The sequence below is a fragment of the Roseomonas gilardii subsp. gilardii genome (assembly GCF_023078375.1).
GTDB lineage: Bacteria > Pseudomonadota > Alphaproteobacteria > Acetobacterales > Acetobacteraceae > Roseomonas > Roseomonas gilardii.
The window spans coordinates 1,619,875-1,640,144 of sequence record NZ_CP095554.1; the positions used below are offsets into that span (position 1 = coordinate 1,619,875).

At 69.1% G+C, this 20,270-nt stretch carries 15 protein-coding genes; 8 read left to right on the top strand and 7 right to left on the bottom strand.

The window, feature by feature from the left end:
• From sucD to MVG78_RS07315, 5 genes are all read left to right on the top strand, one after another.
• Entirely contained in the window at positions 1-891 is an 891-nt protein-coding gene (gene sucD, locus MVG78_RS07295; protein ID WP_247559515.1) for a succinate--CoA ligase subunit alpha, read from the top strand.
• Between the two features lie 213 nt (positions 892-1,104).
• Positions 1,105-3,984: a 2-oxoglutarate dehydrogenase E1 component gene (locus tag MVG78_RS07300; protein WP_247559517.1), complete on the top strand. Its 2,880-nt coding sequence runs from the start codon at positions 1,105-1,107 to the stop codon at positions 3,982-3,984.
• A gap of 22 nt (positions 3,985-4,006) precedes the next feature.
• Positions 4,007-5,251 carry a 2-oxoglutarate dehydrogenase complex dihydrolipoyllysine-residue succinyltransferase gene (gene odhB, locus MVG78_RS07305; RefSeq protein WP_247559519.1) on the top strand — a complete coding sequence of 415 codons (1,245 nt, stop codon included), beginning with the start codon at positions 4,007-4,009 and terminating at the stop codon, positions 5,249-5,251.
• 146 nt (positions 5,252-5,397) lie between these two features.
• A complete protein-coding gene (locus MVG78_RS07310; protein WP_247559520.1) occupies positions 5,398-6,720 on the top strand; it encodes an LLM class flavin-dependent oxidoreductase in 1,323 nt (440 codons plus the stop codon).
• A 503-nt stretch (positions 6,721-7,223) separates the two neighbouring features.
• Positions 7,224-7,484, top strand: coding sequence for a hypothetical protein (locus MVG78_RS07315; protein WP_247559522.1), 261 nt, complete (start codon positions 7,224-7,226; stop codon positions 7,482-7,484).
• Between the two features lie 166 nt (positions 7,485-7,650).
• On the opposite strand, the gene MVG78_RS07320 is transcribed toward MVG78_RS07315, so the two are convergent.
• From MVG78_RS07320 to MVG78_RS07350, 7 genes are all read right to left on the bottom strand, one after another.
• Positions 7,651-8,628, bottom strand: coding sequence for an ABC transporter ATP-binding protein (locus MVG78_RS07320; protein WP_247559524.1), 978 nt, complete (start codon positions 8,626-8,628; stop codon positions 7,651-7,653).
• The gene (locus tag MVG78_RS07325; protein WP_247559526.1) at positions 8,625-9,653 is read right to left on the bottom strand and encodes an ABC transporter ATP-binding protein; all 1,029 of its coding nucleotides are present in this window, start codon (positions 9,651-9,653) and stop codon (positions 8,625-8,627) included. The genes MVG78_RS07320 and MVG78_RS07325 overlap by 4 nt, the downstream gene beginning before the upstream one ends.
• Positions 9,654-9,655: 2 nt before the next feature.
• Complete coding sequence (locus MVG78_RS07330) at positions 9,656-10,450, bottom strand: ABC transporter permease (RefSeq protein ID WP_247559527.1); 795 nt, start codon at positions 10,448-10,450, stop codon at positions 9,656-9,658.
• Complete coding sequence (locus MVG78_RS07335; protein ID WP_247559529.1) at positions 10,447-11,391, bottom strand: ABC transporter permease; 945 nt, start codon at positions 11,389-11,391, stop codon at positions 10,447-10,449. Before MVG78_RS07335 ends, MVG78_RS07330 begins: the two co-directional genes overlap by 4 nt.
• A 7-nt stretch (positions 11,392-11,398) precedes the next feature.
• Positions 11,399-13,045 (bottom strand): ABC transporter substrate-binding protein, encoded by a 1,647-nt coding sequence (locus tag MVG78_RS07340; protein ID WP_247559531.1) that lies wholly within the window; start codon positions 13,043-13,045, stop codon positions 11,399-11,401.
• A gap of 146 nt (positions 13,046-13,191) precedes the next feature.
• The gene (locus MVG78_RS07345) at positions 13,192-14,499 is read right to left on the bottom strand and encodes an MFS family transporter (RefSeq protein WP_247559533.1); all 1,308 of its coding nucleotides are present in this window, start codon (positions 14,497-14,499) and stop codon (positions 13,192-13,194) included.
• A gap of 269 nt (positions 14,500-14,768) precedes the next feature.
• Positions 14,769-15,704, bottom strand: a complete 936-nt coding sequence (locus MVG78_RS07350) for a metal ABC transporter substrate-binding protein (RefSeq protein WP_247559535.1) — start codon at positions 15,702-15,704, stop codon at positions 14,769-14,771.
• Between the two features lie 305 nt (positions 15,705-16,009).
• Here MVG78_RS07350 and lpdA point away from each other — a divergent pair, with 305 nt between their 5' ends.
• From lpdA to MVG78_RS07365, 3 genes are all read left to right on the top strand, one after another.
• Entirely contained in the window at positions 16,010-17,401 is a 1,392-nt protein-coding gene (gene lpdA, locus MVG78_RS07355) for a dihydrolipoyl dehydrogenase (protein ID WP_247559537.1), read from the top strand.
• Between the two features lie 165 nt (positions 17,402-17,566).
• Positions 17,567-18,895 (top strand): DUF1800 domain-containing protein, encoded by a 1,329-nt coding sequence (locus MVG78_RS07360; RefSeq protein ID WP_247559539.1) that lies wholly within the window; start codon positions 17,567-17,569, stop codon positions 18,893-18,895.
• Positions 18,892-20,103: a DUF1501 domain-containing protein gene (locus MVG78_RS07365; RefSeq protein ID WP_247559542.1), complete on the top strand. Its 1,212-nt coding sequence runs from the start codon at positions 18,892-18,894 to the stop codon at positions 20,101-20,103. Before MVG78_RS07360 ends, MVG78_RS07365 begins: the two co-directional genes overlap by 4 nt.
• Positions 20,104-20,270: the final 167 nt, after the last annotated feature.

A 20,270-nucleotide genomic window follows, 5' to 3' on the forward strand; every position in this document is an offset into this window, starting at 1 on the left:
ATGGCTATCCTCGTCGACAAGCACACCAAGGTGATGACCCAGGGATTCACCGGGTCCCAGGGCACCTTCCATGCCGAGCAGGGCATCGCCTACGGCACCAACTATGTGGGTGGCGTGACCCCGGGCAAGGGCGGGCAGACCCATATCGGCCTGCCGGTCTTCAACACCGTGGCCGAGTGCGTGGAGAAGACGGGCGCCGATGCCTCCGTCATCTACGTGCCGCCGCCCTTCGCCGCGGACTCGATCCTGGAGGCGATCGCGGCCGAGGTCCCGCTGATCGTCTGCATCACCGAGGGCATCCCGGTGCTGGACATGGTCAAGGTGAAGCGGGCGCTGGACGGTTCCAGGTCCCGCCTGATCGGGCCGAACTGCCCGGGCGTGATCACCCCGGAGGCCTGCAAGATCGGCATCATGCCGGGCTACATCCACAAGCGCGGCTCGGTGGGCGTGGTCTCCCGCTCCGGCACCCTGACCTATGAGGCGGTGGCGCAGACCACGGCCGCGGGCCTCGGCCAGTCCACCTGCGTGGGCATCGGCGGCGACCCGGTGAAGGGCACGGACTTCCTGGATGTTCTCCAGATGTTCCTGGCCGACCCCGAGACCAAGCAGATCGTGATGATCGGCGAGATCGGCGGCCAGTCGGAGATCATCGCGGCCGAGTTCCTGGGCCAGGAGAACAAGCCCGGCTCCAGGAACTACAAGCCGGTCGTGGGCTTCATCGCCGGCGCCACGGCGCCTCCGGGCCGCCGCATGGGCCATGCGGGTGCGGTGATTTCGGGCGGCAAGGACACGGCCGAGGCCAAGATGGACGCCATGCGTTCCGCCGGCATCTTCGTGGCCGACAGCCCGGCCTCGCTGGGCTCGACCATGATGAAGGCCATCAAGGGCTGAAGCCCGTGCCGTCCCGGGGGACCTGCCCCGGGACGGATGCCCGGCCGGAGGCGCGAGCGTTTTCCGTGACGCGCACCTGATCCGCCTGTCGCGGGTGCCATCCTCCGGCCATGGTCACTATGTTTACGGGCGCCGCCGCAGTATAGCGGCGGCGTTCTTGCATGTCGTCAGCCGGCTGGCCCGACGGAGGGTCGGCTCGCAGGAGGAAGACCGATGCCTGGTGTGGACATCCTCGCGACCGCGATGACGGGGGCGAATGCCGCCTTCCTCGCGGATCTCTACGCGCGTTGGGTGGAGAAGCCCGACAGTGTCGATCCATCCTTCCAGGAGCTTTTCGCGGCCCTGAACGACGATGCCCGCGCCGTGCTGGAGGATGCCACCGGCGCATCCTGGGCGCCCCGCCCGCGCGGCGGCTTCGCCCCAGAGGAGCCGGCCGCGCCGCCGGCCAAGGGTGGCAAGGAGACGGCGGCCCCCGCCGCTGGCGCCAGCCGCCAGGAAGTGCTCGATTCGCTGCGCGCCCTGATGCTGATCCGCGTCTATCGCGTGCGCGGGCATCTGGAGGCCGATCTCGACCCGCTGGGCCTGCAGAAGAAGAAGCCGCATCCCGAGCTCGACCCGGCCAGCTACGGCTTCACCGAGGCCGATTACGACCGCCCGATCTTCATCAACGGCGCGCTGGGCCGCGAGACCGCCACGCTGCGCGAGATCCTGGCGATCCTCCGCGCCTCCTATTGCGGGGCGATCGGCACCGAGTTCATGCACATCCAGGACCCGGACCAGAAGGCCTGGATCCAGAGCCGCATCGAGGGCGCGCCCTGGAAGGCCAAGGATGCCTTCAGCAAGGCCGAGAAGGCCGCGATCCTGGAGGACCTGACCGAGGCCGAGGGCTGGGAAGCCTTCTGCGCCAAGAAGTATGTCGGCACCAAGCGCTTCGGCCTGGAGGGCGGCGAGGCCACCATCCCGGCGGTGCAGGCGGTGATCGAGACCGGCGCCAAGGACGGCGTCAACGAGGTCGTGATCGGCATGGCCCATCGCGGCCGCCTGAACACGCTCGTGAACGTGGTGCGCAAGCCCTACGTCCAGGTCTTCTCCGAGTTCAAGGGCGGTTCCGCCAACCCGGACTCGGTGCAGGGTTCGGGCGACGTGAAGTACCACCTGGGCACCTCCACCGACATCGAGATCGAGGGCCGCAAGGTCCATCTCTCGCTGCAGCCGAACCCCTCCCATCTGGAATGCGTCGATCCGGTCGTGGCCGGGAAGGTGCGGGCGCGCCAGGACATGGCGGGCGACACCAAGGGCCGGAAGTCCGTGATGGGCATCCTGCTGCACGGCGACGCGGCCTTTGCCGGCCAGGGCGTGGTCTATGAGACCCTGGCGATGAGCCAGCTCATCGGCTACCGCACCGGCGGCACGGTGCATGTCGTGACCAACAACCAGATCGGCTTCACCACCACCCCGGCGCATGCCTATTCCGGCCTCTACTGCACGGACGTGGCGAAGTCGGTGCAGGCGCCGATCCTGCACGTGAACGGCGACGATGCCGAGGCCGTGGTCTTCGCCGCGCGCCTCTGCACCGAGTTCCGCCAGCGGTTCGCGGTGGACGTGGTGCTCGACATCGTCTGCTACCGCCGCCATGGCCACAACGAGACGGACGAGCCGGCCTTCACGCAGCCGCTGATGTATGCCCGGATCAAGGAAACGCCGACGGCGCGCGTCAAGTATGCGAAGCAGCTCGTCGCGGAAGGTTCGCTGACCGAGGCGGACGTGCAGGCGATGCTCGACGCCTACAACGCCAAGCTGGAGGATGCCTTCCAGGCCTCGGCGAGCTTCAAGCCGAACAAGGCGGACTGGCTGGAGGGCCACTGGTCCGGGCTGAAGGCCCCGACCGACGAAACGGCCGATTCCGAATACGAGACCGCCGTCTCCCTGGACACGCTGCGCGAGGTCGGCGGCGCCCTGGCCCGCGTGCCGGCCGATTTCAACGTGAACCCGAAGATCGCCCGGCAGCTCGAGGCCAAGAAGCAGGCCATCGAGACCGGCGAGGGCATCGACTGGGCGACCGGCGAGGCGCTGGCCTTCGGCAGCCTGCTGCTGGATGGGCACCGCGTGCGCCTGTCCGGCGAGGACGTGCAGCGCGGCACCTTCTCCCAGCGCCATTGCGTGCTGATCGACCAGAAGGACCAGTCCGAATACGTCCCGCTGAACAACATCCGCGAGGGGCAGCCGCGCCTGGAGGCGTTCAACTCGCTGCTTTCCGAGTTCGGCGTGATGGGCTTCGACTACGGCTACTCGCTGGCGGACCCGCAGACGCTGGTGCTGTGGGAAGGCCAGTTCGGCGACTTCGCCAATGGCGCGCAGGTGATCATCGACCAGTTCATCTCCTCGGCGGAGACGAAGTGGCTGCGCATGTCGGGCCTCGTGCTGCTGCTGCCGCATGGCTATGAGGGCCAGGGGCCGGAGCACTCCTCCGCCCGCCTCGAGCGCTATCTGCAGCTCTGCGCCGAGAACAACATGCGCGTGGTGAACATCACCACCCCGGCCAACTACTTCCACGCCCTGCGCCGGCAGTTGAAGGCCAACTACCGCAAGCCGCTGGTGCAGATGACGCCGAAGTCGCTGCTGCGCCACAAGCTGGCGGTGAGCAGCCTGAGCGAGTTCGGACCCGGCACCGGCTTCCGCGCCGTGATCCCCGAGATCGACGCGATCGCGCCGGAGGAGGAGGTCAAGCGCGTCGTGCTCTGCACGGGCAAGGTCTATTACGACCTGCTGCAGGCGCGCCGCGACGCCGGTGTGAAGGATGTCGCCATCGTCCGGGTGGAGCAGATGTATCCCTTCCCGGCCAAGGCGCTGGCCACGGTCCTCGCGCCCTACAAGAAGGCCGAGGTGATCTGGTGCCAGGAGGAGCCGGAGAACATGGGGGCCTGGACCTTCATGGACCGGCGCCTGGAGAAGGTGCTGAAGAACCTCGACATCGCGGCCAAGCGGCCGGACTACGTGGGCCGTGCCATCGCGGCGAGCCCGGCCACCGGCCTGGCGAAGACCCATGCGGAGCAGCAGCAGGCCCTGGTGGGGCAGGCTCTCGCCCTTTCCTGACGAGACGGAACGAGAAGAATCCATGAGCGATATCCTGGTCCCCACCCTGGGTGAGAGCGTCAGCACCGCGACCGTGGCGCGCTGGCTGAAGAAGGCCGGCGAGGCGGTGAAGGCCGACGAGCCGCTGGTGGAGCTGGAGACCGACAAGGTCACGGTCGAGGTCAACGCGCCGGAGGCCGGCGTGCTGGAGGCGATCGCGGCCGACGAAGGTGCCGAGGTCGAGGTCGGCGCGCTGCTCGGCTCCATCGCCGCGGGTTCCGGCGCCGCGGCCGCCAAGCCGGCGGCCGCCCCCGCCGCGCCGGCGGCTCCGAAGGTCGAGGAGCCGCGCCCGGCCTCCGGCCCCGTGTCCCGGCCAGGCGGCGTGGAGACGCCGACCAAGGCCTCCGAACACGCGCCACTGCCCGCCGCCGCCAAGATGATGGCGGAGAAGGGCGTGTCCGCCGAGCAGATCGGCGCGGGCACGGCCAAGGACGGCCGCATCTCCAAGGGCGACGTCCAGGCTTTCCTGAGCCGCCCGGTCTCCGAGCCGTCGAAGCCCGCCGCGCCGAAGGCGCCGCGCGCGCCGCAGGCTGGCGAGGAGCGGGTGAAGATGACCCGCCTGCGCAAGACCATCGCCAACCGGCTGAAGGAGGCGCAGAACACCGCCGCCATGCTGACCACCTTCAACGAGGTGGACATGTCGGCCGTGATGGCGCTGCGTGCCGAGTACAAGGACGCCTTCGAGAAGAAGCAGGGCACGAAGCTCGGCTTCATGTCCTTCTTCGTGAAGGCCTGCGTCGCCGCGCTGCAGGAATGGCCGGCGGTGAACGCCGAGATCGACGGTGACGACGTCGTCTACAAGAACTTCGTGAACATGGGCATCGCGGTCGGCGGGCCCAACGGCCTCGTCGTGCCGGTGCTGCGCAACGCGCAGGATCTGAGCTTCGCGGAGATCGAGAAGGCGATCGCGGGCTTCGGCAAGCGTGCCCGTGACGGCTCGCTGAAGCTGGACGAGCTGGCCGGTGGTTCCTTCACCATCACCAATGGCGGCATCTACGGCTCGCTGATGAGCACGCCGATCCTGAACCCGCCGCAGTCGGGCATCCTGGGCATGCACAAGATCCAGGAGCGCCCGATGGTGGTGGGCGGCAAGATCGAGATCCGCCCGATGATGTACCTGGCGCTGAGCTACGACCACCGGATCGTGGACGGCAAGGAGGCGGTGAGCTTCCTGGTCCGCGTGAAGGAAGGCATCGAGGACCCGCGCCGCCTGATGCTGGGCGTCTGAAGCGACCGGCCTGTTGCTGGAAGGGAAGGGCGGGGGCTTCGGCTCCCGCCCTTTTTCATGCGTGCCTGGAAAGCTTGGCGGCCCGCCTCCAAATGCTCCGGTGGGCCGACCGGCAATCCCGCCGCGTCGCGCGGGAACATCCTGACATGACCCGACAACTGCATCTGGGCGCCTTCATGCGCCCCGTGGCCATCCATACGGGCGCCTGGCGCTATCCGGGGGCCTGGCCGGATGCGAACTTCAACTTCGCGCATCTGCGCCATCTCGCGCGCCGGCTGGAGGAGGCGAAGTTCGACGCCTTCTTCATGGCGGATCATCTGGCGGTGCTGGACATGCCGGTGCGGGCGCTGAAGCGTAGCCACACCGTCACCTCCTTCGAGCCTTTCACGCTGCTCTCCGCCCTGGCCGGGGCGACGGAGCGGATCGGGCTGGTGGCGACGGCCTCGACCACCTTCGACGAGCCCTATCACATCGCCCGGCGCTTCGCCTCGCTCGACCATCTCAGCGGCGGCCGGGCGGGGTGGAACATCGTCACCACGGCGAACCCGGATGCGGCGCTGAATTTCGGGCAGGACACGCAGATGGAGCACGATGCACGCTACGACCGCGCGCGCGAGTTCTATGACGTCGTGACCGGTCTCTGGGACAGTTTCGCCGACGATGCCTTCCTCCGTGACGCGGAAAGCGGGATCTATTTCGATCCGGAGCGGATGCATGTGCTGGATCATCACGGGCCTTATCTGAATGTGCGCGGGCCGCTGAACATCGCGCGGCCGGTGCAGGGCTGGCCCGTCATCGTGCAGGCGGGCGCCTCCGAGGCGGGGCGGCAGCTCGCGGCTGAGACGGCGGAAGTGGTGTTCGGCGCATCGCCCAATCTGGAGGCGGGCAAGAGCTTCTACCGTGACGTGAAGGGGCGCATGGAGAGGCTGGGGCGGGACCCGGACCACCTGAAGATCCTGCCCGCGGCCTTTCTGGTCGTGGCGGACAGCATCGAGGAAGCACAGGCGGAACGGCACCGGCTGGATTCGCTGGTGCATTACGACAGCGGCATCGCTTCGCTGAACGGGATGCTGGGCCACGACGTTTCCGGCTACGATCCGGACGGGCCGCTACCCGAGATCCCGGAAACCAATGCCAGCCGCAGCGCGCGGGAGCGGATGATCGAGCTGGCGCGGCGGGAGAACCTGTCCATCCGGCAACTCGCCCAACGGGCCGGCAGCTATGCGGGCCTGGCCTTCGCCGGCACACCCCGCTCCGTCGCGGACGAGATGGAGCAGTGGCTTGTGGAGCGCGGTTCCGACGGGTTCAACGTCATGTTCTCCTGGCTCCCCGGCGGGCTGGAGGCCGTGGTGCGGAAGCTGGTGCCGGAACTGCAGCGGCGCGGAATCTTCCGGCGCGACTATGCCGGGGCGACGCTGCGCGAGCATCTCGGCCTGCCACGCCCGGGGAATCGGTTCTTTCCGGGGTGAGTTGCCGGGTTCCGGCTTTCCGGGAGGGAATGCGGGGTTCGGCGTCGTGCTGTCTGGCTGGCCTCGTTGGAGAGGCGCCGCCTCTCCGCCCGGACCCCCGTGCCGCCGGGGGCCGAAACTGGCCCCCGGACCCCGGGCTTTCGTTGGTTCTCGTGGTAGCCGCCAACCCGGCCCGCCTCGCCGCGGCTGCGGCCCTCATGGATCTCGGCCGTGGCCAGCAGGCATCGGATCTGGCCCGGGTTCTTCCTCCGCCTCGCCAATCCGCGCACCGCTGCTATGCGGGAATTCTCAGACAGTCTCGTTCACAGAGACTTGGTTATCAGGCGGTCACCACGAAGGTGAGGCTGTGAGGACGAGGTGGATGGCCTGGCAGGGGGCGCCAGCCCTCAGTGGCAATCGACAGGCCGAACTCATCTGAGGCGTCAAGGGAATGTCCGGCGGGCGCTTACGGTCCGCTGGTTTCGTTATTCTTCTTCTTTTTCCCTTCATCGTGATGCCACTTGATGGCGAAGAACATGCCCGTGCCTAACACGATAATCTTGAACGGGAGGAAGACTATAGGGAACCAATCCCACATTTTTGATATTTCCGGTCTATTGCTTGGTGATATCTATTGCAAGGTGAAGTATTCTGAAATTGCTGCCGTGGCGGCTTCATTCTTGCTCAAACCATCTGACTTGCCACTGATCTTTTCACTTGGCTGCAATGAGCGCCTTGGCGGTTTTGGATACGCCGAATGGCGTGTTGGAAGCAACCGGTGGTGAGGACGGCATGGGCACCCGGTGCGACCGCCGGGCCCTGCGGGACGAAGCGCCCGGCCCCCATGCTGGGCTACGGACTCGGACCCAAGGGCGCATCGGGGGCCGGGCGCACGCCCAGTGTCCCGGGCCAGAGGCACAACGGCCACCCGCTCCAGCCCTGATGTCGCGGCTATCCCGGGAAGTGGCAGGCCACCGGCCAGGGGCCCTGGCGGACGGTCAGTTCCGGCACATCCGCCGAACAGCGCGGGAACTGCGCGACCGGGCAGCGGGTGTGGAAGGCGCAGCCGGAGGGTGGGGCGAGGGGGCTGGGTACTTCGCCGGAAATGGGCGCCGGGCGCGGGGCGGCGGAAGGGTCGAGGCGCGGCACGGCGGAAAGCAGGGCGCGGGTATAGGGATGGCGCGGTGCGGCGAAGAGCCGCTTCGTCGGCCCTTCCTCCACCACCTTGCCCAGATACATCACCGCCACGCGCTCGGTGAGGTGGCGCACCAGCCGCAGGTCATGGGTGATGAAGACCAGGGTGAGGCCCAGCCGCTCGCGCAACTCCGCGAAGAGGTTCACCACGCCGGCCTGCACGGAGACGTCGAGGGCCGAGACCGGCTCGTCGGCCACGATCATCTCGGGTTCCACCGCCAGGGCGCGGGCGATGCCGATGCGCTGCCGCTGGCCGCCGGAGAATTCGTGGGGCCGGCGCGTGGCCGCCTCGGGCGGCAGGTTCACTGAGGCCAGGAGCTCCGACACCCGCCCGGCGATCTGCCCGACCGGGACGATGCCGTGGACGCGCAGCGCCTCGCCCAGGGTCTCCCCCACGGTCAGGCGCGGGTTCAGCGAGGTGTGCGGGTCCTGGAACACCATCTGCGCCCGGCGATGGAAGCGCCGGCGCGCGGCGCCGCGCAGGGCGGCCAGGTCCTCCTCGCCGAAGCTCACCTGCCCGCCATCGGGGGAATCCAGGCCGACCAGCAGCCGCGCCAGGGTGGACTTGCCACAGCCGGACTCGCCCACGATGCCGAGCACCTCGCCCCGGCGCACCGTGAGCGACACGCCGCGCAGCGCCTGCACCCGCCCGCCGCGCGGCGCCTTGAAGCTGCGCGTGACCTCGCTGACGCGCAGCAACACGCCCGGCGGCGCGAACTGGAGGACGGCGCTCAACGGTCCTGCTCCATCCAGCGTGGCGGCAGGAGGTCGGCGGCGAGGCAGGCGGCCATATGGTCCGGCTCCACGGGCTCCAGCGCCGGCACACCGGCCTCGCAGCCGGTCATCCGCCAGGTGCAGCGGGGGGCGAAGGCACAGCCGGGCGGCATCCGCAGCGGCGAGGGCGGCGTGCCGGGCACGGGGCGGAGCTTCGCGCCTTCCGCCTCCTCGCCCAGCATGGCGCCCAGCAGCGCCGCGGTATAGGCGTGGCGCGGATGGGCGAAGAGGCCGACCGCCGGGCCGCTCTCCACCACCCGCCCCGCATACATCACCGAGACCCGGTCACAGGTCTCGGCCACCACGCCCAGATCGTGCGTGACCAGGATCATGGCCATGTGGTGCTCTTCCACCAGCCGGCGCAGCAGGCGCAGGATGCCATCCTGCACCGTGACGTCGAGCGCCGTGGTCGGCTCGTCGGCCAGCAGCAGGCGGGGGCCGGGGGCCAGGGCGATGGCGATCATCGCGCGCTGGCGCATGCCGCCGGAGAATTCGTGCGGGTAGGAGCCCAGGCGTTCGCGCGGGCTGGGGATGCCGACCTCGGCCAGGAGCTGTTCCGCCCGCTCGCGCCGGGCGGGCCGGCCGAGGCGTGGGAAATGCGCCTGCAGGCTCTCGTCGATCTGCGCGCCCACGGTCATCACCGGGTTCAGCGCCAGCCCGGGTTCCTGGAAGATCATCGCGACCTCCCGCCCCCGCACCTGATGCAGGGCGCGCGGCGGCAGGGACAGCAGGTCCCGGCCGTTCCACAGCACCTCGCCGGAGATGCGGGCCCTGGGGGGAAGCAGGTTCGGGATGGCGCGCAGGGACACGCTCTTGCCGCTGCCGCTTTCCCCCACCAGACCCAGGATCTCGCCCGGCGCCACGGCGAGATCGACGCCATGCACGATCGGCAGGGGGCCCATGGCGACGCGAAGGCCGCGCACCCGCAGCCCTTCGCCGGCAGCGGGCAGGGCGGCGGTTCCGGGCGACGTCAGGGTGCCCGCCATCGTCAACGCCGGATGTCCATGCGGTCCGCCAGCCCGTCGCCCAGGAGGGAGAAGCCGAGGCCGCAGATCACCACGGCGATGCCGGGGAAGAGCGCGATCCAGGGCGCCTGGGTCAGGAAGTTCTTGCCGTCCGCCACCAGCACCCCCCATTCCGCCTCCGGTGGCTGGGCGCCGAGGCCGAGATAGCCGAGGGATGAGCCCAGCAGGATGGCCAACGCCATGTCGGAGACCGCATAGGCCAGGACCGGCCGCACCGCGTTGGGCAGGACATGGCGGCCGAGGATGCGGGTGGTGCCGTAGCCCAGGCCGCGGGCAGCCGTGACATGGTCCGTGGCCGCCACCACCGCGACCTCGCCCCGCATCAGCCGGGCATAGGGGACCCAGCCGGCGATGGCGATGGCGATGTACATGTTGGTCAGGCCCGGGCCGAGCACGGCGACGATGGCGATCACCAGCACCAGGAAGGGGAAGGTGACCACGAGGTCCATGGCGCGGCCCAGCAGCGTGTCGGCGACGCCGCCGAGATAGCCCGCCATCAGGCCGAGGAAGCCGCCGACCGCCATGGGTCCGGCCACGGCGAGCACGGCGATCTCCAGATCCACCCGCGCGGCCCAGACGGTGCGGGAGAGGACGTCGCGGCCGAACTGGTCGGTGCCGAAGGGATGCTCCCAGGAAGGCGGCGCCATCAGCGCGTTGTAGTCGAAGAAGAGCGGGTCGTATGGCGCGATGAGCTGCGGTGCCAGGGCGCAGAGCGCCACGACCCCGAGGATCGCACCGCCGAGCATCAGTGCCTTCATGGGCGCCTCCGCTGCGTCGCGCGCGGATCGAGCCAGGCGACGGTGAGGTCGGTCGCCAGGAAGGTCAGCGAGACCAGCACCGCCAGCACCAGGGTCAGCCCCTGCACCACCGGGTAATCGCGGGCGAAGATGCTGTCCACCATCAGCCGCCCGACGCCGGGGATGGCGAAGACGCTCTCGGTGATCACCGCGCCGCCCAGCAGCCCACCGATCTGCAGCCCGACCAGGGAGACCGTGGCCGCGGCTGCCGGGCGCAGGACGTGGGAGCGCATCACCGCGGATTCCGGCAGGCCCTTGGAGCGGGCGAAGGCCACATGTTCCGCCCGCAGCGTGCCGAGCAGCGAGGCGCGCAGCGAACGCGTCGCCACGGCGGTGAAGGAGAGAGCCAGCGTCAGCGCGGGCAGGAAAAGGTGATAGACATGCTCCAGCGGCGTGTCGCCATAGCCGCCCACCGGAAAGAGCCGCCACTGCGCCGCGAAAAGGGTGAGCAGCAGCAGGCCGAGGAAGAAGATCGGCGCGCTGAGACCGACCTGGAGGCCGCTGCGCACCGCCACATCCTGCCACCGCCCGGCGCGCAGCGCGGCGATGAAGGCCAGCGGCAGGCTGAGCAGCAGCGACAGGATGATCGCCATCAGCGTCAGCAGCAGCGTGGCGGGCAGGCGTTCCGCCACCAGTTGCAGCACCGGCACCCGCGCGCCGATCGACATGCCCAGATTACCGTGGGCCAGCAGGGTCACATAGGACCAGAGCTGCTCCGGCACCGAGCGGTCCAGCCCCAGCTCGGCGGTGATGCGCGCCAGGGCCTCGTCGGTGCCGCGCTCGCCCAGCATGGCGGAGACGGCATCGCCCGGCATGGCGCGCGCCAGGAAGAAGACCGCGACCACCGCCAGGGCGAGGGTCGGCAGCATCTGGCCGATGCGGCGCAGGGCGTAGCGCAGCACCGGCGGCTCAGTGCTGGACCGCGGCTTCCGCGAAGAGGTTGTTGCCCAACGGGATCTGCACGAAGCCGGTGGCCTGCCTGCGGAAGGCGACCGGGTAAGGGGTCTCGTAGAGGAAGAGGATCGGCGCGGCCTCGGCGTAGATCTTCTGGATCTCCTGGTACATCGCGGTGCGCTTCTCCAGATCCGTCTCCTTGCTGCTGGCGAGGTAGAGCTCGTCCAGCCTCGGGTCGCGGTAGCCGGAGCGCACATTCTCCACATTCGGGTAGTAGGCGAAGTAGGAGGCGATCTGCGCCGGGTCGGCGATGTCGTTGGTCCAGAGCGCGGTGCGGAGCTGGAAGTCGCCGGCGCGGTAGCGGGCGACCTTGGTGGCGTTGTCGAGCTGCTCAATCGTCACCTTGATCCTGATCGCGGCCAGCATCTGCTGGATCGCGGTCAGGTCGTTCACATCGTCCTGGTTGCCGGAGACGGTCTGGCAGCTCACCTCGAAGCCGTCGGCATAGCCCGCTTCGGTCATCAGCGCCTTGGCCTTCGCCAGGTCATAGGGGTAGAGGGCGCCCGAGGCCGGGCCGCTGAAGAGGGGCGTGGTGGAGGACATGAAGGAACGCATGGGCTTGCCCAGCCCCTGCGTGGTGATCGCGATGATCGCGTCCTTGTTCACCGCATGGTTGATGGCCCGGCGCACCCGCGCATCGGCCATCGGGTTCTTCTTCCCCTTGTATTCCGGGCGGCAGTTCAGGCCGATATAGCGGATGCGGGTGGAGGGCCAGAGTTCCATCCGCAGCGAGGGGTCGTTCTGCAGCTCCCTCACCCGGGCATAGGGCACGAATTCCGTGCCATCCAGCTCCCCCGCCTTGAGCTTCAGCAGGCGGGTGGCGTCGTCTGGCACGATGTCGAAGCGCAGCTCGTCCAGATAGGGCAGAGGCTTGCCGTCCCCGGCCATGCGCCAGTGATGCGGGTTGCGCCGCAGCAGCATGGTCTGGCCGCGCTGCCAGGAAACCAGGACGAAGGGGCCGCTGCCGACCGGCTTCTCGGCGAAGGACTTCATCTTGTCTTCCACCGTGGCGCCCGGGGCCGCCTCGACCAGCTTCCGCGGCATGATGCCGGTGTTGAAGGTGGCCAGCGCAGCCAGGAGCGTGGCGTCCGGATGGCTGAGCCGGATCGTGACCCGGCCTTCGCCCGGCTCGATGGCCGCGATCGAGCCGATCAGGTCCTTCCAGGCGCCGGTGCCGCGGGCGCGGTCGAGCGACCAGGCCACATCCGCCGGGGTGAGGTCGCTGCCATCGGCGAACTTCACGCCGGGGCGGAGCGTCAGATCCAGGGCGAGCCGGTCGTCGCTCCACTTCCATTCCGTGGCCAGGCCCGGTTGCAGCCCCTTGCCGTCCGGGCTGGGGGAGAGGAGCGTGTCGAAGAGGTTGGTGAGGACCCAGATATCGGCGTTCAGCTCGGTGGTCACCGGGTCCAGGAACTGGCTGTCCGTGTAGCGGCCGAAGACCATGCGCCCCCCGCGGATGGCCGAGGAGGGGGCCCCGGGACCCTGCCCGGCCGCGGTCCCGGATTGGGCCAGCGCCTGGCCGGGCAGGGCCGGGGCCGCCACGGCCAGCGTCGCGAAGCCGGCCATGAGGGAGCGTCGGGTCAGTTCGAAAGCGTGGGTCATGCGCGGGGGCTTTCCTGGATTGCCCCTAGGCTGTCCCCCGGACGGCGCGGGTGTCAACGTGCCGTCCCTTCCTGTTTTCCGAGGAATTTCAAGGCGCCTGGGCCGGGCTGCACAGGATCTGTGCAGTCCGGCCCAGGCTTCGGCAGTCAGCGGCTGTGCTCGTCCCGCATGAAGCCCTTCTTCTGCATGTCCGGCATCAGGATCACGGAGATCAGGGCGACCACCAGCATGAAGGTGACGTACCAGGCGAAGTAGCTCTCCACGCCGGCGTTCTTGAAGCTGAGGGCGACATATTCCGCCGAGCCGCCGAACACGGCATTGCCGATGGCATAGGAGAGGCCGACGCCCAGGGCGCGGACCTCGGCGGGGAAAAGTTCCGCCTTCAGCACGCCGCTGATGGAGGTGTAGCAACTGATGATGGCCAGGGCGATCAGCAGCAGCCCCAGGGCGACGGCGGGGGAGGAGGCGGTCCCCAGCGCGTTCAGCAGCGGGATGGTGGTGAGGATGCCCGCGACGCCATAGACCAGCAGCAGGTTCTTGCGGCCGAAACGGTCCGAGATCGCGCCGAAGATCGGCTGCATGCACATGTAGAGGAAGAGCGCCGCGGTCATCACGAGGCTCACGGTCTTCACCGGGAAGCCGGTGGTGTTGACCAGATATTTCTGCATGTAGGTGGTGAAGGTGTAGAAGGGCAGGCTGCCGCCGGCGGTCAGGCCCAGCACCGTCAGGAAGGAGCGCGGGTGGTCCAGCAGGGCCCGCAGCGTGCCCGCGCCCTTGGCGTTCCGCGTCTTCTCCGTCGAGGTCTCGTGCAGCGAGCGGCGCAGGTAGAGGGCGATCACCGCCGTGGCGGCGCCGATCAGGAAGGGGATGCGCCAGCCCCAGGCGCGCATCTCATCGGCCGTGATGAGAAATTCCAGGATCACCACCACCAGCACGGCGAGAAGCTGGCCGCCGATCAGCGTGACGTACTGGAAGGACGAGTAGAAGCCGCGGTTCTTAGAGGTGGCGACCTCGCTCATATAGGTCGCGACGGTGCCGTATTCGCCGCCCACCGAGAGGCCCTGGGTCATGCGGGCGAGCAGCAGCAGCAGGGGCGCCGCGATGCCGATGGTCTCATAGGTCGGCAGGATCGCGATCAGCAGCGAGCCGCCGCACATCATGAGCACCGAGACCAGCATCGAGAACTTGCGCCCCTTGCGGTCACCCAGCCGGCCGAAGAGCCAACCGCCGATGGGGCGCATCAGGAAGCCGATGGCAAAGACCGCCGCCGCCTGCAGAAGAGCCACGGTCTGGTTGCCGCTGGGGAAGAAGGCATGCGCGAAGTACAGCGCGGTGAAGGCGTAGGTGTAGAAATCGTACCATTCGACCAGATTGCCGGAGGAGGCGCCGACGATCGCCATGACGCGTTTGCGGACCTCATGAGGCTCGCCGACAACGATTGCGCCGCTATCCATCCGATCTCTCCTGTTCGAACAAGCCGTCTCCCTAGCGCGGTTGCCGGGGCGGACATAGGTCGCAGCTGGTAGATCTATCTGATGAATGGGCATTGCAGGTCGTCGCTTTCATGGATGCTTGTCCATGAAGGGTGGGGCTTTCCTGCATCGTGTTCCCGGCTGGGATGGCCCGCGCCGCTCGGCCGCCGACCGTCGTGGGATGGTTCCGGAGCGCAGGCTTCGGAACCGGGGCGGCGACCAGATCCCGGCCGTGAGCGGGCCTGCGGGCCTCAGCCGCGCATCGCGGGCACCAGCAGCCCGACATTGTGCCGGAACATGGCCTCGTAGGTGGCGGCCGGCCCGTCCGGGGGTGAAAGGGAGTCGGAGAACAACTCGCCCTGCACCTTGGCGCCGGCATCCCGGGCCAGGCGCTCCAGGAGGGCGGGATTGGTCATGTTCTCGATGAAGACGGCGGTGACATGCTGTGCCCGCACCTGCCGGATCAGGGCGGCGACCTGAGCGGCGGAGGGTTCGCTTTCCGTGCTCATGCCCTGTGGCGCTTCGAAGCGCACGCCATAGGCAGCGCCGAAATAGCCGAAGGCGTCGTGGCTGGTGACCACGATGCGGCGTTCCGCCGGCACGGTCGCGATCTGTTCCCGTACCCATGTGTCCAGGCTGGCGAGGCGTGCCCGGAAGGCCGCGGCGTTGCGGCGGTAGAGGTCGGCCCCGCCGGGATCCGCCGCGGCGAGGGCCTCCGCGATGTTGCCGGCATAGGTCTGGCCATTCCGCAGGTCCTGCCAGGCATGCGGGTCGGTCGCCTCGTGGCTGTGGCCATGGCCTTCCTCCATCATCTTCCGCGGGGTCACGCCCTGGCTGGCTGTCGCGATGGGAGCCTTGGTGGCGGAGGAGCGGACCAGCCGGTCCAGCCAGGGCTCGAAACCGAGGCCGTTGCGGACCACGAGCCCGGCGGAGCGGATCGCCGCGGCGTCGGAGGGGCGGGGCTGGTAGGTGTGGGCATCGCCGCCAGGGCCGACCAGGGTGCGGACGGCCACCCGGTCGCCGCCGATCTGCTGCACCATGTCGCCCAGGATGGAGAAGGACGCCACGACATCCAGGCGCCTGGGGGATGACGGGGCCGGGGCCTGCGCCCGGGCCTTCCCGGTGGCGAGGATGCCGCCCAGGGACAGGAGGGCGGGGGCCAGGAGCAAGGCGGTGCGGCGGCGCATGGGTGTGGCTTTCAAAACGTTATAACATCTCATAACGCCGGCCGGCGTGGCGTAGCAAGCTGGCATGCGTCCGCTTCCCCAGGGCCGGCCATGGCACCGACCGGGAGAGTGATGGGCCCGCCCGGACCCGTGCCTTGCGCATCCCTGTTTCCCGCCCGCGGGCGCGGCGCCGGGCTGTCATGGCACCCCTCTGGCGGGATAAGCGGGGGCTGGGCGTCTTCCTGGTGGCCTGTGCCCTTCAAGCCCGGCGCCAGCCCTGCTACGCCTGCCCGCAACGTCCACCTGACAGGATCGCAGCACCCATCATGTCTGAGAGCTTCGACGTTATCGTCATCGGCGCCGGTCCCGGCGGCTATGTCTGTGCCATCCGCGCCGCTCAGCTCGGCATGAAGGTCGCCTGCGTGGAGAAGCGCGCGACGCTCGGCGGCACCTGCCTGAACATCGGCTGCATCCCCTCCAAGGCGCTGCTGCAGTCCTCCGAGAACTACGAGGAGGCGGCGCACCACTTCGCCGATCATGGGATCGGCGTGGGGCAGCTCACGCTCGACCTCGCCCGCATGCAGGCCCGCAAGGGCGAGGTGGTCGGCGCCAACGTCAAGGGCGTCGAGTTCCTGTTCAAGAAGAACAAGGTCACCTGGCTGAAGGGCACAGGCAAAATCACCGCCCCGGGCAAGGTCGAGGTCGAGGGCCAGACCTACGAGACGAAGAACATCATCATCGCCACCGGCTCCGACAGCGCGCCCCTGAAGGGCGTCGAGGTGGACGAGACGCAGATCGTTACCTCCACCGGTGCGCTGGAGCTGGACAAGGTGCCGGGCCATCTCGTCGTCATCGGTGGCGGCGTGATCGGGCTGGAGCTGGGCTCCGTCTGGCGCCGCCTGGGTGCCGAGGTGACAGTGATCGAGTTCCTCGACCGGCTCGTGCCCGGCATGGATGGCGAGATCGCAAAGCAGTTCGAGCGCGTGCTGTCCAAGCAGGGCATCAGGTTCAAGCTCAAGAGCAAGGTGACCGGTGCCACCAAGGGCAAGGATGGCGTGACCCTGGCCGTCGAGCCCGCCGCGGGCGGTACGGCCGAGGAGATCAAGGCCGACGTCGTGCTGCTGGCCATCGGCCGCCGCCCCTATGTCGAGGGGTTGGGCCTCGAGGCCGTGGGCGTGGCGCTGGATGAGCGGGGCCGGGTGAAGGTGGACGGGCATTTCGCCACCAACGTGCCCGGCATCTATGCCATCGGCGACGTGATCGCCGGCCCGATGCTGGCCCACAAGGCCGAGGAGGAGGGCGTCGCCGTCGCCGAGATCCTGGCCGGGCAGCATGGTCATGTGAACTACGCCGCCATTCCGGGCGTGGTCTACACCTGGCCCGAGGTGGCCTCGGTCGGCGAGACGGAGGAGACGCTGAAGGCGGCCGGGACGGCCTACAAGGTCGGCAAGTTCCCCTTCACCGCCAATGGCCGCGCCCGCGCCATGGGCTCCACGGATGGCTTCGTGAAGATCCTGGCCGACAAGGAGAACGACCGTGTGCTCGGCGCCCATATCCTGGGCCCGGATGCGGGCACGCTGATCGCCGAACTGGTGATGGCCATCGAGTTCGGGGCCTCCGCCGAGGATGTGGCGCGCATCTGCCACGCACACCCCTCGCTCAACGAGGCGGTGAAGGAAGCGGCGCTGGCCGTGGACGGACGGGCGCTGCATATCTGAGACCCCCGCATCCCAGGCGGGTATGCCTGCCTGGGAGCATGCGGCATTCCACCGCCCCGCCAGCCCGGCGGGGCGCATGGAATGCACGTAAAGAGTGCATGAATAGCGGTTCAGTTACTCTTTGTGGTTGCGCAGCGCAGCAAGCGCTGTGACATCATGCGGAGCATGAGCGCCCGATCCATCCAGGCCGCGATCCGCTTCGGGTTGGGGCCGCGGCCGGACCTGCCGGTCCCCGACGATGCCGAAGCCTGGCTCCTCGCCCAGATCGACCAGCCAGCCCCGCAACCTCCGCCACCGGCGGGATTCGACCATATGCCGACCGTCGCGGACGGCTTCCGCGTGTGGCGGGAACGGGATGCGGCGGGGCCACCGGGACCAGTGACGCCAGTAGACATTTATTTCCGAGCCGAGAGCATCGCCGCCTGCGCCTGGAGGATCGACACACCGGCCCCTTTCCGCGAGCGGCTGGTCGATTTCTGGACCAACCATTTCACCATCAGCCGTCGTGCCAGCACCCTGGCCACTGTCGCAGTGCCTTCCTTCGTCCGCGACGTGATCCGGCCGCGTGTGACCGGGCGCTTCGTGGACATGCTGATCGCCTCCACCACCCATCCGGCGATGCTCGGCTATCTCGACCAGGCGGCCTCCATCGGGCCGGACAGCCCCATCGGCCGCAAGACGGGGCGGGGGCTGAACGAGAACCTGGCGCGGGAGGTGATGGAGTTGCACAGCGTCTCCCCCGCCGCGGGCTATACCCAGCGCGACGTGACGGAATTCGCGCGCCTGCTCACAGGCTGGCGCTTCGAACGGGACCGCGAGCCCTATGGCACCGTGTATCGCGAACAGGCGCATGAGCCGGGCGTGAAGACCATCCTCGGCCAGCGCTTCGGCGGCGGCCCGCTGGTGGATGGGCGGGAGGAGACGGAGGCGGCACTGCGCTTCCTGGCCGCCCACCCCGCCACGCACCGGTATCTCGCCACCAAGCTGGCCCGGCATTTCGTGGCCGATGACCCGCCGCCCGCCGCGGTGGCGAAGCTGGAGGCGGTGCTGCGGGACACGGAGGGCGACCTGGGCGCCGTCTCCCGCGCCCTGGTGCGGCTGCCGGAAGCGTGGAACCCGCCGCTGACCAAGCTGCGCGGGCCGCTGGACTATGTCACCGCCGTCTATCGCGCCTGCGGCACCGATGGGGCGCAGTTCGGGGAGGTGGCCTTCAAGAGCGCCTTCGGCCTCGGTCAGGAGATCTGGGGTGCCTTGCAGCCCAATGGCTGGCCCGACCGGGGCAAGGACTGGCTCGGCCCCGAGGCCGCGATGCAGCGGGTGGACTGGTCCTTCCAGCAGGCTGGGCGCTTCGCCCGCAAGGACCCCATGGCGGTGACGGAGGTGGCGCTCGGCCCCCTGGCCTCCGCCGAGACGCGCGGGGCGATCCGCGGCGCGGGCTCGCCGCAGGAGGCCCTGACCCTGCTGTTCAGCAGCCCGGAGTTCCAACGCCGATGAGCCATCTTCCTCCGATCGGGCGGCGCGGCCTGCTGCTGGGCCTCGCCGCCACGGCGGTCGCCGCGCGCTCCCGCCTCGCCTTCGCCGCCATGCCGGCCGGGGTGCTGCCGGGCGAGAACCGGCTGGTCGTGGTGATCCTGCGCGGGGCCATGGATGGGATGGCCGCCCTGGCGCCCTATGGCGATGCGAATTACCGCGCGCTGCGCGGTTCGCTCGCTATGCCGGAGCCGGGGCAGGAAGGCGGGTTGCTGGATTGCGGCGGCTTCTTCGGGCTGAACCCGAATCTGGGCGCGATGCACGCCATGTTCCGCGCGGGAGAGATGCTGCCCATCCATGCGGTGGCCGGCCCCTATCGCAACCGCAGCCATTTCGAGGCGCAGGACATGCTGGAGAGCGGCGCCGTGGAGCGCGGCGGGCTGACCTCCGGCTGGCTCAACCGCGCGCTGGCCGGTTTCGCGGCGCGGCCGAAGGGGGAGGCGGATCTCGGTCTGGCGGTCGGGCTGTCCCTGCCGCTGCTGATGCGCGGGCCGCAGCATGTGGGGATGTGGGCGCCGCCCCGGCCCGTGCGCCCGGCGCCGGACCTCTATGCCCGCGTGGCGGACCTGGTGCATGCCGACCCGCTGCTGGGCCCCGCGGTGCAGGACGGGCTGCGCGGCCGGGGCTTCGCCGCCGAGGTCCTGCCGGAGGAGCGGGGGGTGCGCGGCGGCTTTCTGGCCCTGGCTGGCATCGCGGGGAAGCTGATGGCGGCGCCGGACGGGCCGCGCGTGGCGGCGCTGGAGATCGGCGGCTGGGACACCCATGCCGACCAGACGCGGCGGCTGAACCCCGTCCTCTCGCAACTCGATGGTGGGATGAGCGCGCTGAAGGCGCAGATGGGCCCGGCCTGGACGCACACCGCCGTGCTGGTGATGACCGAGTTCGGCCGCACCGCGCGGGTGAACGGCAACAACGGGACGGACCATGGCACCGGGGGCGTGGCCTTCGTCCTCGGCGGGGCGGTGGCCGGCGGGCGGGTGCTGGCGGACTGGCCGGGCCTGCGCGACGGGCAGTTGTTCGAGAACCGGGACCTGGCGCCGACGCGGGACCTGCGGGCGGTGGCCAAGGGACTGTTGCGGGATCACCTGCGGTTGCCGCCGCAGGCTGTGGCGGCGGCGTTTCCGGGGAGCGAGGAGGCAGTTGCTATTCAATGCCTTGTTAGAAAATTATAAGTCGCCTCTGTTCTGTGCGGAATTTAGCGTCATGTGCCCTTGGCATGAGGAGATGTTATTTCGTCCGACAAACTAACTGTTCGGAAAATTCCTGAAGCAATTCCGCAGCGCCGTTCGTGGTGCTTTGCTGGGCAAGGCTTTGAAGCCCGCGTACGAGATCAGATGAT